We start from the raw sequence: 14,596 nt of genomic DNA, 5'->3' as shown, positions 1-14,596 counted from the left end.
ATGTCCGACAACAGTATCGACACCGGTCCCCTCGTTCTCGTCGTCGACTACGGCGGCGTCCTGACCAACCCCATCGCCGACACCATCGCGGCGTTCACCGAGTACATGTCCGTGCAACCGGAGGACCTGATGGGTGCCCTGTTCACCGCGCACGATGACCCGGACGAAACGATCATGGCCCCGCTCGAACGCGGCGAAATCACCGAAGCGGCCTTCCTCGACCGAGTCGGATCGGCACTGGAAACCATGACCGGACGCGCTATCGACCTGTCACAGTTCCGGCCGGCATGGTTCTCCGGCCGGGTCCCCAACTCGGAACTTCTCGACTACTTGCACACGCTGAAATCCGAAGGACGAACTCTGGGACTGTTGACCAACAACGTCCGAGAATGGGAACCCGAGTGGCGAGGAATCGTCCCCACAGGCCTGTTCAGCGTCGAGGTCGTCTCCGCGAACGAAGGTGTCCGCAAACCCGAACCCGAAATCTACCGCCGGACGACCGAACGACTCGGCGTCCCTGCCGCTCGATGCCTGTTCGTCGACGACGACCTACGCAATTGCCAAGCCGCCCGAGCGCACGGAATGCAGATACATCACTTCACCGACACCGCGGGAGCCATCGAGGCAATCGACGCCTGGTTCGGACGCCAGCAGCCGGCCGCGCAACCCACCGCGGACGCGCTCCTCGAGGAGTCCGCATGAGCACCCCCGAACCGCTGCAGTCGGCCCCCGAACGCTGGTGGACGCTGACAGCGGTCTGCCTCGGAACATTCATGCTGTTCTTGGACCTCACCGTCGTCAACGTCGCACTGCCCGCGATACAACGAGACCTCTCGGCCAGCTTCGAGCAGTTGCAATGGGTGATCGACGCCTACGCCCTGGCACTGGCCGCGTTTCTGCTCACCGCCGGCTCGATCGCGGACAGACTGGGCCGCACCCGGATCTTCGCCGTCGGCGCGCTGGCCTTCACCCTCGCGTCCGTGGCTTGCGGTCTCGCTGGGTCAGCAACTCTGCTCAACGCAGCACGTGGAGTTCAAGGCCTCGGCGCGGCCATCATGTACGCCGTCGGCCCAGCGATGATCGCAGCGACGTTCCACGGCCGCCAACGAGGAACCGCCTTCGGCATCTTCGGGGCCACCTCGGGCATCGCCATCGCTGCGGGACCGTTGATCGGAGGCATCCTCACCGAAGTGGACTGGCGATGGGTGTTCTACCTCAATATCCCTGTGGGACTGATCATTCTGGCCGTCGTCGCTCTGAAAGTCCGGGACCACCAGACATCGACCGCGCGCCGCGGTCTCGACCCCCTCGGTCTGGCACTGTTCTCCGCAGGTCTGTTCGCGTTGATCTTTGCAATCATCCGGGCACCCGTCGTGGGATGGACCGACCCACGTACCGCGGTAGCGTTGGCGGTCGGTGTGCTCGCCCTCCTCGGCTTCGCTGTGGTCGAGCGCCGCGTCCGCAATCCCATGCTCGACATGGTCCTGTTCGGAAACCGTTCCTTCAACGGCCTGTCCGCGGCAACGTTTGCGATCAACTTCGCCGTCACGGCCACCATCTTGTTCTCGGTGCTGTGGATGCAAGGCGTGCTGGGCTACTCGGCTATCGAGACCGGATTGAGGTTCCTGCCGCTTACCGGCGTCCTGCTGATATCCGGTGCCGTGGGCGGAATACTGAGCGCCCGGATCTCGACATCGATTCTGATCGGAATCTCGCTGTTGTGCACAGGAATCGGGTTTCTGTTGTTTCGATTCGCGGACGTCGGTGACAGCTGGACGGCGTTGTTACCGGGGTTTGTGATCGCGGGACTCGGTATGGGACTACACAATCCACCCCGTGCGAGCGCGGCAGTGGCTCTCGTTCGGGCCGAAGACTCAGGGATGGGAGCTGGGATCAACGAGACATTCCAGCAGGTCGGTGCGGCATTGGGCGTGGCGGTACTCGGAGCTTTGGCTCATCGCACCATCGAATCCGAACTCGACACCGCGTACGGATCCGCCCTGACTCCGGCCCAGCTCGACGCCACCGTCGACGCCGTGGCCTCCGGGGCCGTCGCGGCGCTGCAAGAGACCGGGCAGGACGTTGGGGTGGCAGCAGAAATCGCGTTCATCTCGGCGCTGCATCAGGTCACGACGATCGCGGGAATCGTCACCCTCATCGGTGCGATCGCGGCATTCACCCTCATCAGACGCAAGGACTTCCTCGTCGACCCCGCGGCAGCAGACCCGCACGCAGCGGCCTCTCCCCTACCCCGCGACGCGCCGTCCACCGGATACGAGGACGTGATCTCGGCCGAACAATCCAGCCTCGCCCCGCCTCGCCCGTCAGGAGTCCGGACATGACCGAGCACACCGTCCTCATCGTCGGCGCGGGCCCCACAGGTCTGACGCTTGCTTGCGAGCTCGCCCGCAGGAACGTCGACCACATGATTATCGACGGCAAGTCGGGGCCCTCGACCGAACCGAAAGCCCTCGTACTCTGGAGTGCCGCCCAGGAGAGCCTGCGCATCCTCGGTGTCGATCCCGCGGTATTCGATGCCGGCGTCACTCTCGACCGAGCGTCGTACTGGTCGAAAGGGTCACAGATCGGCCACGTCGACTTCACCGGCCTCGACCAGCCCGGCCTGCACAAACCACTGTCCCTTCCGCAGCCCCTCGTCGAGGCAGCTCTCCTCGAGCTCTACCAGGCGCTGGGAGGTACGGTCCGCTGGCGGCACAAGTTCCTCGGTGCCCTCGATCCGGACCCTGCCGGGCCCAGCGACGGGGCGAGGGCGTCATTGGTCGGTCCGAGCGGAATCCGCTTCACCACAACAGCAGAGTGGATCGTGGGCACCGACGGTGCACACAGCACCGTGCGGAAAACAGCGGCCATCGACTTCGACGGCGACAGCTACGACGACGCTTTTCTGCTGGTGGACGGCACCCTAGAAACCGATGGGTCGGTCGGGGAGGCTCAGTACCATCTCCACCCGGACGGGGTGACGGTCGTCGTCCCGCTCCCAGGTGGTGGACACCGGGTATTTCTCGGACACCGTCAGTCCGCTTCCCCTGCGCTCATACCGCCGACTCAGATCACCGATCGCGCCAACATCATGCTCGGCCAACGCGGCCTCGGCCGCTTCCGGGTCAGTAATGTGCTTTGGCAGAGCGACTTTCGAGTACACCGGAGACTGTCCTCGCGCTACGTGTCGGGCCGATTCATCCTTGCCGGCGACGCTGCACATATTCACAGTCCTGCGGGAGGTCAAGGTATGAACACCGGAATACAGGACGCGGCGAATCTCGCGTGGAAACTTGCAGCAGTAGCGGTCGACGGAGCCGATGCAGCACTACTCGAAACATATGAACTCGAACGACGACCCGTCGCAGAATCGGTCGCCGCGATGACCGATCTTCAGACGAAACTGTGGACAACTCGTGCTGCCGTTTCGCGGTGGATCCGCGACCGAATCCTCGGAATCCTCTCGGCGACAGGGCTCCTCACCCGGCGTGTCGTTCCTCAACTGGCGCAGATCGATACGGCCTACGGCCCGTCAGTGGCCCGCGGGGGCGGGCGCGGTCGAACCATCTCGCCGGGCAAGTTCCTGCCCCCGCATCCCGTCCAGTTCGACGGAGAGGTCGACAAGTTGCTGCCCGACCTCCTCGATGACCGACGAGTCCTGGCGCTGGCCACCATCACCAGTATCGACGAACTCCGGGCCTTACATGCCATCCTCGACTCGTGGGGGTCGCGGCTGCACGTCGTGGTCGTGGTCCACTCCCCCACCACACTTCTGAGCGCAACTCCCACCGTGATCGACACCCACGAGATCGTTTCGAGCGAGCTCGGACAGGGCGGTGTCGCTGTCGTGCGTCCCGACCGCATAGTGGGCATGACCGGCTCGCTGCAGAACCCTGCAGCCATACGGACCTACCTCACCGCAGTGGCCGGACCCGCGGACACACAGGCAGTCGAACGCGGTCGACCCGAAACGAGCGCCTCCAAGGAGACAGCATCATGACCGACTTCCCACACGTGAACCTCGGAACAGGCCTCGAAGTATCCGCACTCGGATTCGGCGGCATGGCATTGACCTCGATGTACGGCGAATCCGACCCCGACCAAGCACTGAAGACCCTGCATCACGCCGTCAACCTCGGCATCGACTTCATCGACACCGCAGATGTGTACGGCCTCGGGACCAACGAGGAACTGATCGGCAGACTCCTCGCCGACCGTCGCGACGAGGTCACCGTCGCCACCAAATTCGGTATCGATACCTCCGTAACCGAACCCGGCCGCAGAAGCCGCGGAGACAGGGCTTACGTCCGCCAGTGCATCGACAACAGCCTGCGTCGCCTCGACGTGGACGTCGTCGACCTCTACTACCTTCACCGGGTCGACCCACACATCCCGATCGACGACACCATCGGAGCGATGGCCGAGCTCATCGCCGACGGAAAAGTCCGGCACATCGGAGTATCGGAAGTAACCGCCCCCGAACTAGAACGAGCGCACCGGACCCATCCGCTCGCCGCGGTCCAGTCCGAATGGAGCTTGTTCAGCCGCGACGTCGAGAACGCCATCGTCCCGACCGCAGCTCGACTCGGCATCGGATTCGTTCCCTACTCCCCACTGGGACGCGGAATGCTCACCGGAAAAGTGAAACAGGAACAGCTCGGCGACAACGACTTTCGGCGGTATCTACCCCGCTTTCAACTCGACGCATTCGAAACGAACACCGACGCCCTCGCCCCATTGACAGACATCGCGTCACAGCACGGATCCACGCCCGCCCAGATCGCATTGGCGTGGCTACGGGTGAAAGGTACACAGTTCGCGCTGCCCGTCGTTCCGATACCCGGCACTCGGAATGCGGATCGGGTCACCGAAAACGCGGGCTCGGTGCACATCGAACTCACCGCGGACCAGCTCGCCGTCCTCGACACCCTCGCCGACGCCGTCACCGGAACCCGAGCACCCGACATGAGTTGGGTATCAGCCGGCCGCGAATGACACGGGCACAACTGCACGGCACAGCCGCATTCCCGCCCCGTCGATCAGATCGACGGGCGGGAATTGTGCCGCCGGGAACCGGAGCGTCACTGCGCCGAAATGCCCGAATTGCGATGACTCCAACTACGGCCACGACGAAAGCGCCAGTGGCCCAGGGGATCCACGCGGGGTTGGCTCCCAACACGCTTCCCGTGGTCAACAGAAGAGTGACCCACACGGTTGCGGCGACGATATTCAACACCGCGAACCTCGAGAACGACAACGAGGAACCCGCAGCGAGACGTGGCCCCAAGGTCCTCGCGCCTCCGACGAAATGCGTGGTCACTGTCCCGACGCGCGCATCCCCCGAAAACAACTGACGTGCCCGAGCAAGCACCCTGTTGATCAGGCGCGCAAAGCGGCCTGCGCCGGCGATATCAGCGCGACACGATCCACGCCTGATGGACCGAAAGGCCAGCTGAGCCCCTGCTGTCGACGAAGCGATCAGGACGATCGCCGTCACGACGGGATCAAGTTCGCCCAGCCCCACGAGAGCACCGACCGCCAGAACCGTGCCAGTACCCGGGAGGAGAAACCCGACGAGCAAGCCGGATTCCACCAAGAGGATTGCGGCAGCCACGAGCAGAACCATCGGAGCACACCAGGAAGCGATTGAGGCTATGACATCGATGAACAGATCCATCAGATCCCCACGTCCAACGGTGACGGCCGCTGCCATCAAATACGAGTATTAACTCGTAGAATACCATTCGTCTGGATTCGCCGCCTGCGATAGCGTGACTACCGAGACAGAACTGCGGGGCTCAGGTGTGGCCCAGCGCAATAAGCGGCTGCTTCAACACCTACTCGCCTCTGAGCGTTGCCGACACCGATTCCCGTCCGCTTCTGCGGTCGAACGCCGCGAAGCAATCGGCGACAGCGTGCGCCCGATCCAGCGCCGAAGGAAATTCCGCGAGCTGCACATTCCACAATTCGCAGCACACCTCCAGCCGCGGAATGTTGGTTGCGGGGATCCCATGGGCACCGGCGGTCAACGCCGCGATATCTGCGGGCAGGTGGTGCCAACGCGACCGGACACCATGCCGGTGAAAGACCTTGCTCAAAAATGCCGCATGGATCTCCGGATCTGCGCCGCCGAGCGTGTTTCCAGCCAACACATCACTGAGCGCCGCGAGCTCCGTTCCAATGGTCAACGCGTCATGCTGCGCCTTTTCCACCAGCCGTCGACGGTGGTATCCGCTGAGCTGCAGGAATGTTGAATCCGCCCGTTCGAGCTGTGCCGATGTCAAAGGCAGCGCGAGATCCCACACCCTCCCGGATGCACCGTCGATCGCGGCGAGCTCGAAGGCCTCGTGAGCCTCGAACGACGGCCCCGTGGTGTGGACGTCAACAACGACGAGCTGCCGGCCCCTCATCCCCGCAACTCCCCCTGCCACACCGAATCGATACACGGCACACCCACGCCGGCAGTATCGACGTCGAATTCGGTCATCACCGCGGCGAACCTGTCCACGACGTGTCCTACGGCGTCCCCGCTTCCGTCGACGTTCACATCTCCACCGCTCTTGTCTCGCATGATCATTCACCCCCACCGATAGGCCAAGGCCCCTGTTGGCTGTCTCTGTCGATGCACACTAGCGTCAGGACCGGACACCACGAACAGCTCGAATTCTCATCCGCAGGCCAACGGGTCTGCCGTTCAAACGGTTGTCAGCCCTAACTACCAGTGACATCGCCCCCCAACACGAGGACCATCAGAAGCGGCCTGGCCGCAACGACCAGCTCAGCGGGTTCGCGGTTGCACCTCAGGTATCTCCACCCGTCGATTTGAGTCAAGGACGACGAGTTACAGCGGGGGCATGTGCCTGCTGCGACGAACACTCGTGGAGGTTCAGATGGGCGAAATAAAATGCCGACCGTTAATCCTGATCAGGGGGTTCGGCGGCGTCGATGTCGCTGATGATCAGCGTAGTGCGTATCAGGGATACAACGACGGCACGGTCTACCCCACCAAGCGTGGTGACAACTACATCTACGAGGGCTTCCTGCTCCGCGCACTGAAAGCGAAGAGGTACCGCTACACAGACGCGACCAACGTTGTGGGCTACTACGCGCAGAATGTCGAAGGACCCGCCGACACGGGCGAATACGACCCCTCTGATGTAGGCGGCAGCGTTGTCATCGATCCGCGCACGGCCGCGCGCGTTCTCAACGAGGCCACTTCCGGGACGATATGGGTGTACCGATTTTACGACCTCTCGCCGCGGACCCTGGCCCGATACGCGGAAGGGCTGGTCCGCCTCATTTCCCTGATCGAACGGTCGTCAGAACAGCACAACCAGACATTCGACGGCGTCGACGTCATCGCCCGACTAGTAACTTGGGCTTCATCGCCGACCACGAATGGAGCGCTGCCCATAATCGCACTCTCTCGATCCTGCATCCGAACCACGCGCGCCGCACCCACAGTTGTCACGACCACGCAGACCCGTTATACGCTCACTTAGCTGTCTTCCATACATTTTTGCGAGAGGGTTTCTTCACTGTGGCCAAGCTAGAAACGATTCAATTGGTCGACGACATCGACGGATCGGTCATCGACGACTCCGGTGAAACGATCGAGTTCGCGGTCCAGGGCGTCGAGTACGTGATCGACTTGAAAGCAAAGAACGCCAGCGAGTTTCACAGAAAGCTCGACTACTACATCAAGCACGCCGCGCGGGTTGGCGGACGCAAACGTAAACCCTTCCCCGCAACCGCGTCGACGCCTTCGACAGCCGGGACACCGGCCAAGCGTGACCCGGCGCAGACTCGCGCAATTCGGCAGTGGGCGGCGGACAACGGTCACGAGATCGGCGATCGAGGCCGCATCCCCACCGACATCGAAGAGGCGTACAACGCCGCACACTGACAGCCCAGGAAACTCACCTGGCACGTCATCGAACGCCGGATCACCGACGCGCTCCGAACGATGTTGGTCACCGGCTCGACTACCCGAAAGGGCGATTCGGATGTGCGCACGATCGGCTCTGCGATCAGCGGGTGCAGCGGCGATACCCAGTCTGCTGCCGACTGACGTAACAGGCCCAAGGCAAAGACCGCGTCCGGTGTCCGGGCGACCACCCCTGAAGGGCTCACACACATCTCTCGTACGCCGACACCGGTGCCCCACGACAACGTGAGCTGGCCCGGCTCGTCGCCCACTACCGGCCGCGGGTAACCGGCGGAGATCAAGGCTTCCCGGAGTCCCCGCCACCGCTGTTCATACCGCCACTGCACCGGCAGCCGCGATCACGGGCCCCGTCAACCGCAGGACGGTGTCGAGATCGCCGCCGTCACCGAAGCCCCCCGGCCCGGCGGTGGTCGTCACGCCGCACACGATGGCCATGACAGCATCGGCAGTGTCCACCGATATCGTCGGCAGCCTGCCGTTGCTGGTCAGAAGGGCCAGGACCGCGGCCCTGAGAGGGTGGTAGGTCGCGGCCCGTGCGACGTCCTCGTAGTGGAGGTCGGTCCACAACACCGCTGCTGCCCTCAGAGACCAATACCGTTTCGCATGAGTGAAGTAGCCGCCGAGCAAGTCCTGAACATCGGCCACAGTGTCTCCTGTAGACGGGCGATGCGCCCGGAGGAACTCGCATTGTCGAGCAGCCTGGTCGACCACTGCATGAACAACAGCGTCCTTCGATGGGAAGTGGAAGTACATGCCCCCTTTGGTCACCCCTGCAGCCTGTATCAGGTCGTTGACCGTGACGCCGCTTCCCCCACATGCGATGGTTCGAGCCGCACCGGTAATCAACGCGTCACGGGTCCGTTGCGCACGTTTCTGCGGAGGACGCGCGCGATGCTCGGCATTCTCCCGCTCCGAAACCTTCTGATCGGCAACCGTCATGTCACACTCTCTCCGGTCCATCGCCACATAGGACTGCCTTCTACTCCGATTCGCACGCGCGGATCCGACCATCTGTCGGCGACCGAAGCACTACCGTCCCTAGGCGAGGAATTTCGCCATTCCAAAGTCGATCGGCTCCAACAGTCCACGATTATGCCTGCGGAGGTGGACACTTCGAGCACCGGCAAATATTCGGGAGTCGGAACATCTGCTGCCGCGTGAGGCGCAATAGGTACGGAAAAATCTCTCCTTTTTCACCACTCACGTTGCGTCAACCGACCCCAAGTTCTGGATCCGAATACTGTTACGAAATGGATATCAGTGGTGTGGCCTCGATTATCGGAGCTCTCGGTATCGGATCCTTTGCGGGCCAGTACCTGATCGGCAGTCAGCAACGCCGTCAACTGCGTAGCGAGGTTCTCCGGCACTTGGCGAGCACCGAACGCACCCGATGGGCAGGGTCGTCGTCCACTGATCCGTCGTTTCAGCACTTCAAGGACAGTGTCCGCGAGCTTGAGACGGCCGCGATCATTGCACGGGTTCCGCGACGGCCACTGCGTTTGTACATCCAACTGGCCACTGTGGCGCGCCTGACGAGCGACGACGACGTAAAGCAGAAAGACGGTCAGGAAGAAGCCGGGGGAATCAACACTGCGCTGGGGCGATGTGTGCGCTTGTCAGCAGCGTGTCAGCGGTCATGTAATTCCCCAGGTGTGAGGGGTTGTCCGTCACGTAATTCCTCACCCGCTGTCACGTAATTCCCCACCCTGGGGCGTGTCGGTGCGGGGTTCGGGTGCTGCTCAGGTTCGCTCCTGACACGTGGTCCTGCCAAGGGCTCGTGGAAGGGGCCTGAGGTGGCAAGGAAGTCATTCACCGTGAACGATCTCATCGAGATGTTCCGACACTGGAACGCCGGCCGATCCCAAGTCGAGATCCATCAGGCGCTGGGCATCGACCGCAAAACCATCCGCAAGTACCTCCAACCAGCAGTGCGCGACGGTATCGAACCGGCACCGGCAGAGGTGTTCGACGAACAGCTCTGGCGTGAACGCATCGGCCAGTGGTTCCCCGCATTGACCGATCCCGCGGCCCGCGCCTTGACGTGGGAACACATCGCACCGCACCACGAGTGGATCACCGAACAACTCGATGTGCCGGTCACCGTCGCTACCATCGCGCAGCGTCTTCGCGATGATCACCACGTCGATGTCTCCGAATCGACCGTACGACGTTACATCGCAACGGCATTCGCCGAGCAACGGCTCGAAGAGAAAGTCACCGTCCCACGCGGGGCCGTCGAACCGGGCAGCGAAGCACAGATCGACTACGGCAAACTCGGCATGTGGTTCGACCCGAACCTCGGCCGACGAGTGACCGTGTGGGCATTCGTGATGATCCTCGCGTGCTCACGAAAGATGTTCGTCCAACCTGTCTTCCGGATGGACCAGACATCGTGGAACGCCTCGCACGTCGCTGCATTCGAGTTCTTCGGCGGCGTCCCGGCCCGGCTGGTGTGCGACAACCTCAAAACCGGTGTGGAGCGACCCGATCTCTATGACCCGATGATCAACCCCGCCTATCAGGAGCTGGCGAGCTTCTACGGCACCCTCATCGATCCCGCCCGGGCCCGCAAACCCAAGGACAAACCCCGCGTCGAGCGGCCCATGCCCTACATTCGTGACTCGTTCTGGGCGGGCCGCGACTTCACCTCACTCGTACAGATGCAGACCGCGGCATTGCATTGGGCAAGCGAGGTATACGGGCAACATCGACACCGCGGGCTCGACGGCGTGACGCCGTCGGCGATGTTCGAGGCGATCGAACAATCCGCCCTCGCCCCGCTCCCCGTGCGCCCGTTCGAGACCGTCCGATATTCGATCGGCACTGTCGCACCGGACTGCCACGTCAAAGCAGGCGCAGCGTTCTACTCGGTGCCGTGGCGACTGCTCGGGCAGAAGGTCACCGTCCGCACCGCCGGAGACATGGTCCAGGTCTTTCACGACGATACTGTCGCTGCCACTCACGTTCTTCATCTGAGTGGGCGGTCGACGAATTTCGAGCACTACCCACCGCACAAAGTCGCACACACGTTGCGCACCGTCACGTGGTGCCGCAGCCAAGCCGAGCAGATCGGTTCCGGGGCAACGAAAGTCATCGAGGAGCTGTCGACGGTCAACGCCATCCACCGCCTGCGCGCCATCCAGGCGATCATCCGACTCCGCGAGAAATACCCCGACACCCGACTCGATGCGGCCTGCACCCGGGCACTCGAACTCGACGACGTGCACTACCGCACCATCAAAGGACTCCTCGTCGCCGGCACCGAACGAGGAGAGCAGACCGACGATCACCCCTCGGTACCTGCGCCGCCGGCCCTACTCCGCGGACCCGACGCGTTCGACACTCAACAGAGCGCCTGAACTCGACAGCATCTATTCACGCTGCACCACAACCACATTCGAATCCAAGGACATCACTATGACCATTCACGACCCATCCCTGCGGACCGCACTCAAGACATTGAAACTCACCGGCATGCTCGACACCCTCGACGCTCGGCTCGCGCAAACCCGAGACGGGCAACTCGGACACCTCGAGTTCCTGCAAGTGCTCTGCGAAGACGAAATCGCACGCCGAGAATCCGCCGCCCTCACCCGACGAGTGCGCCGAGCGAAGTTCGAGCAGGCCAACACTTTCGAGGACTTCGACTTCACCGTCAGCCCGAAACTCCCTGCTGCGATGCTCCGCGACCTCGCCGCGTTGCGGTGGCTCGACGCCGGGGAATCGGTCATCCTCTACGGGCCCGTCGGTGTCGGGAAAACCCATGTCGCACAGGCGCTCGGCCATCAGGTAGCCCGACGCGGAGGGGACATCCGGTTCGTCAAATGCTCACGCATGCTCGCCGACCTCGCGGGCGGCCACGCCGACCGCACCATAGGACAACGCATGCGCGAATACACCCGTCCCAACGTGCTCATCATCGACGACTTCGCGATGCGAGAGCACACCACCACACAATCCGATGACCTCTACGACCTGGTCTCCGACCGCGCCATCGCCGGCAAACCCCTGATCCTGACCAGCAACAGAGCCCCGAAAGACTGGTACCCACTCTTCCCCAACCCCGTCGTCGCCGAATCCCTCCTCGACAGGCTCATCAACACCAGCCACCAAGTCCTCATGGACGGACCGTCGTATCGACCCCGCAAACGACCCGGCACCAAGACCACCTGACAACCGAGCCCGTCACCGATATCCTCACCACAGCAGCTCCGGACCTGGGGAATTACGTGACAACGACCCCTGGGGAATTACGCGACCGTCGACAGCAGCGCAGCTCAGTCGACTGATGTGGTCGCCGTGGCTCGCCAGAGCAGGCATGAAGCGACGGGTAAACGCGATCGAACGAGAAGCTCAAGGCCTCGACGCTGAGGTCCTCGATGCGGTGGACAGGGCCAAGCAGTTTCACACCTACTACTGAAGCTGCAAAGGGGTTGGTAAACCCGAATTGCAGTTCAGGCGATGCATTTTGCGAACTACCTACGACGGTAGTCGTGTCCTAGCCTGCAGCGATCGCAGCGACGACGTGAGCTGCGGCGATGGTCTCACTTACTGCAGAACACGCTCGTACCAACGCATCCTGCAATACGACCAGCTCCCGGCGGACACTGCGACCGGCCCCGTAGTGGTCGAAGAGATGCTGGAGGGCGTCAGCGTCGATGACGTCGACCGCGCCGAGATTCGGATTTCCCGCGGCCTGGCGGGCCCGCCTACCGATGATCGACCCCAGCGCGGCTGAATTAGCTAAGGCGGGCAGGGTGATTCGCGTGTTCAGGTATTCGCGAGCCTGTTTGTAGTGGGGGCTGTCGATGTAGTCGTTATGGACGGCGACGACACATGCTGCCGGAAGTCGCTCGGCGATCATCCTCAGAGTCAAGCCGAAGAACATTGCGATCCGCGGCTCCGGATCGACGCCGATACCTGGACGACGTATCCACTGGTCCGTGTCATCGAGCACGAGCGTCGGAATCAAGCCACTGCGCGAAATCAGTTCCAGGACCCTGATGGCCTGATCCACGACATCCTCACCTTGCGATGGTTCGTTCACCACGCTGCCGAGCTCGATCGCGAGATTGCCGGCCAACCATGGGAGACCAACCGAGAATTTGACCGGTCGATGTGGGGAACCTCCACGCATTTCCCGAGCAATCTTCTGGACTGCCCGGTTCTCGTCGAGCTGTTTGGCGATGGTGTTGACCAACAGACGCGGGAATTCAGCCGGATCGGAGACGAGGGAGTCGGTCTGAAATCCCATCCTGATCCTCAGTGCTGCAACGTTTTCGGAGTGAAGAGCGTCCATCACGTACTCGGTGATCGAGGACTTACCCGAGCCACTGGCACCGATCAGAGCCACACGCTCACGCCGCCGAACAGCGTCCATGAAGCGCTGCTCGTAGTCACCACTCACGGGGCCAGTGAGGACGTCGAACGGCACATGGACCTGCCACATACGATCCGGATCCGGCGACGGGTCGAAGGCCTTCGAGTCCCGCAATTGACGCAGTAGGGCGTCACTCATTTCTGGTCCTCCGGATCAGCGTGTTCGGTCCGCAGCCATTCCGCCGGCGGAGTCAACTCGTACACCCGCCGCGGCCGCCCGGGACCTGACGAGACTTCGCTGCTCCGGACCAGCCCCTTCTCGTAAAGTTGCTTGAAGACTTGTACAGCACGAGGACGCGTCCACCCCAACGCGGCCAGCAAGTCTTCATCCGATGCGCTGACCGGGCCCCGCACCTTCATTTCGGCCGCCAGCATCGACGCTGGGCGACCCAAAGCCCAGAGCGCATTGTCTCTATCGGCGAGGGCCAGGTAGTTGTCCTCGTACGACCCGGGGTCCTGCAGGAATCCCCGCAGAGCACTTACCAGATCTCGGGGGTTTCGCCCTACCGCATCAGCGAGGGTGCTGGCTTGCGGTTCCATGTCGATTCCCGCGCGGCGAGTGATCAACTTGATGCTTTCCGTTCTCGAGAGCGGGGGTACGTCGACGATCTTCTCGAAGAATGCATCTGCAGGCGGAGTCAGGAGACCTTGACGGTCACTTTCACGCACCGACACCGCCCACAGGTATCCCGTCGCCCACACCTCATCGCGGTACCGCCCGAACAGTGCGTGCCCGGCCGATGCGGTGACGTCGTCGACGATGATCACCGGATACAGCCGCGTCCCAAGCGGAGCAGTGCCGTCGTCGCTTTCTGCTGCCCACCTCCGAAGCGTGGCGTCGATGAACTGCAGGCGAAAGTCACTCAATCGCCGCAGCAAGACGTCGGGCCCGTCACTGTCGACTGCCGGTTCGCCGGTGACCTGTTCTACGACGCGGGCGAGCACGTCACGGCCGTCCGAGATCCCCTCGACCCGAACGAAGCTCATCGGGAAGTCGCCTTCGCGGCGGGCACCGGTGAACGGCTCTCGGCTGTCGAGCTGCAGCTGTCTAAGCAGCGACGTTCGGCCTGTGCCGCGGTCCCCCGTCACCAGAACGTTGAGCTCAGCGTTCAATCCGTCCCATATCGCGGCGAGTTCGTCTCGCCGGCCGACGAACAGTTCGGCGTCGACGGAATTGTCGAGCAGAGGACGTGCGCTGATCTTCATGAGACTTACAGTACTTACTGTAAGTTTCGTTAGCAATACCTTGCGGGCGGTTGACCACGATCG

General features: G+C 62.7%; 13 protein-coding genes. 8 read left to right on the top strand and 5 right to left on the bottom strand.

Annotated features, from left to right (window positions below; translation table 11 throughout):
* Genes BH95_RS27000 through BH95_RS26980 form a run of 4 tightly spaced genes read left to right on the top strand, consistent with a single transcriptional unit; the run spans window position 1 to window position 4,995 of the window.
* Window positions 1–702: an HAD family hydrolase gene (locus tag BH95_RS27000; protein ID WP_052047793.1), complete on the top strand. Its 702-nt coding sequence runs from the start codon at window positions 1–3 to the stop codon at window positions 700–702.
* Window positions 699–2,342, top strand: a complete 1,644-nt coding sequence (locus tag BH95_RS26995) for an MFS transporter (RefSeq protein WP_015586112.1) — start codon at window positions 699–701, stop codon at window positions 2,340–2,342. Before BH95_RS27000 ends, BH95_RS26995 begins: the two co-directional genes overlap by 4 nt.
* Window positions 2,339–4,000 (top strand): FAD-dependent monooxygenase, encoded by a 1,662-nt coding sequence (locus tag BH95_RS26990; RefSeq protein ID WP_015586111.1) that lies wholly within the window; start codon window positions 2,339–2,341, stop codon window positions 3,998–4,000. Before BH95_RS26995 ends, BH95_RS26990 begins: the two co-directional genes overlap by 4 nt.
* On the top strand, window positions 3,997–4,995 hold the full coding sequence (locus BH95_RS26980) for an aldo/keto reductase (protein ID WP_015586110.1): 999 nt from the start codon (window positions 3,997–3,999) through the stop codon (window positions 4,993–4,995). The genes BH95_RS26990 and BH95_RS26980 overlap by 4 nt, the downstream gene beginning before the upstream one ends.
* A gap of 842 nt (window positions 4,996–5,837) precedes the next feature.
* On the opposite strand, the gene BH95_RS26970 is transcribed toward BH95_RS26980, so the two are convergent.
* A complete protein-coding gene (locus BH95_RS26970) occupies window positions 5,838–6,305 on the bottom strand; it encodes a hypothetical protein (RefSeq protein ID WP_139278538.1) in 468 nt (155 codons plus the stop codon).
* A gap of 101 nt (window positions 6,306–6,406) precedes the next feature.
* Complete coding sequence (locus tag BH95_RS28945; RefSeq protein WP_155289035.1) at window positions 6,407–6,571, bottom strand: hypothetical protein; 165 nt, start codon at window positions 6,569–6,571, stop codon at window positions 6,407–6,409.
* Window positions 6,572–6,890: 319 nt separating this feature from the next.
* On the opposite strand from BH95_RS28945, the gene BH95_RS29735 reads away from it, so the two are divergent.
* Window positions 6,891–7,502: a hypothetical protein gene (locus tag BH95_RS29735; RefSeq protein ID WP_230620873.1), complete on the top strand. Its 612-nt coding sequence runs from the start codon at window positions 6,891–6,893 to the stop codon at window positions 7,500–7,502.
* Between the two features lie 38 nt (window positions 7,503–7,540).
* A complete protein-coding gene (locus tag BH95_RS29730; RefSeq protein ID WP_015586104.1) occupies window positions 7,541–7,906 on the top strand; it encodes a histone-like nucleoid-structuring protein Lsr2 in 366 nt (121 codons plus the stop codon).
* A 351-nt stretch (window positions 7,907–8,257) separates the two neighbouring features.
* Here the strand turns inward: BH95_RS29730 and BH95_RS28005 are convergent, their stop codons facing one another.
* Window positions 8,258–8,887 carry a TetR/AcrR family transcriptional regulator gene (locus BH95_RS28005; protein WP_015586103.1) on the bottom strand — a complete coding sequence of 210 codons (630 nt, stop codon included), beginning with the start codon at window positions 8,885–8,887 and terminating at the stop codon, window positions 8,258–8,260.
* Window positions 8,888–9,762: 875 nt separating this feature from the next.
* On the opposite strand from BH95_RS28005, the gene istA reads away from it, so the two are divergent.
* Both istA and istB read left to right on the top strand, forming a co-directional pair.
* The gene (gene istA, locus BH95_RS26950; RefSeq protein ID WP_037185688.1) at window positions 9,763–11,307 is read left to right on the top strand and encodes an IS21 family transposase; all 1,545 of its coding nucleotides are present in this window, start codon (window positions 9,763–9,765) and stop codon (window positions 11,305–11,307) included.
* A 58-nt stretch (window positions 11,308–11,365) separates the two neighbouring features.
* Entirely contained in the window at window positions 11,366–12,121 is a 756-nt protein-coding gene (gene istB / locus BH95_RS26945; RefSeq protein ID WP_032407552.1) for an IS21-like element helper ATPase IstB, read from the top strand.
* A gap of 325 nt (window positions 12,122–12,446) precedes the next feature.
* Here istB and BH95_RS26940 read toward each other — a convergent pair whose 3' ends face one another.
* Entirely contained in the window at window positions 12,447–13,466 is a 1,020-nt protein-coding gene (locus BH95_RS26940) for an ATP-binding protein (RefSeq protein ID WP_032364995.1), read from the bottom strand.
* A complete protein-coding gene (locus BH95_RS26935; RefSeq protein ID WP_015586100.1) occupies window positions 13,463–14,533 on the bottom strand; it encodes an ATPase AAA in 1,071 nt (356 codons plus the stop codon). Before BH95_RS26935 ends, BH95_RS26940 begins: the two co-directional genes overlap by 4 nt.
* Between the last annotated feature and the right edge of the window lie 63 nt (window positions 14,534–14,596).

The organism is Rhodococcoides fascians A44A, from assembly GCF_000760735.1.
Lineage (GTDB): Bacteria > Actinomycetota > Actinomycetes > Mycobacteriales > Mycobacteriaceae > Rhodococcoides > Rhodococcoides fascians_E.
The sequence above is the reverse complement of the archived record's forward strand: the minus strand, read 5'-3'. Positions and strand labels throughout refer to the sequence as shown.

Coding starts and splice junctions, on each gene's coding strand:
- BH95_RS26940 (WP_032364995.1), bottom strand. CDS start 13,466: ATGAGTGACGCCCTACTGCGTCAATTGCGGGACTCGAAGGCCTTCGAC.
- BH95_RS28005 (WP_015586103.1), bottom strand. CDS start 8,887: ATGACGGTTGCCGATCAGAAGGTTTCGGAGCGGGAGAATGCCGAGCAT.
- BH95_RS29735 (WP_230620873.1), top strand. CDS start 6,891: ATGGGCGAAATAAAATGCCGACCGTTAATCCTGATCAGGGGGTTCGGC.
- BH95_RS26935 (WP_015586100.1), bottom strand. CDS start 14,533: ATGAAGATCAGCGCACGTCCTCTGCTCGACAATTCCGTCGACGCCGAA.
- BH95_RS28945 (WP_155289035.1), bottom strand. CDS start 6,571: ATGCGAGACAAGAGCGGTGGAGATGTGAACGTCGACGGAAGCGGGGAC.
- BH95_RS27000 (WP_052047793.1), top strand. CDS start 1: ATGTCCGACAACAGTATCGACACCGGTCCCCTCGTTCTCGTCGTCGAC.
- BH95_RS26980 (WP_015586110.1), top strand. CDS start 3,997: ATGACCGACTTCCCACACGTGAACCTCGGAACAGGCCTCGAAGTATCC.
- istB (WP_032407552.1), top strand. CDS start 11,366: ATGACCATTCACGACCCATCCCTGCGGACCGCACTCAAGACATTGAAA.
- BH95_RS26995 (WP_015586112.1), top strand. CDS start 699: ATGAGCACCCCCGAACCGCTGCAGTCGGCCCCCGAACGCTGGTGGACG.
- BH95_RS26990 (WP_015586111.1), top strand. CDS start 2,339: ATGACCGAGCACACCGTCCTCATCGTCGGCGCGGGCCCCACAGGTCTG.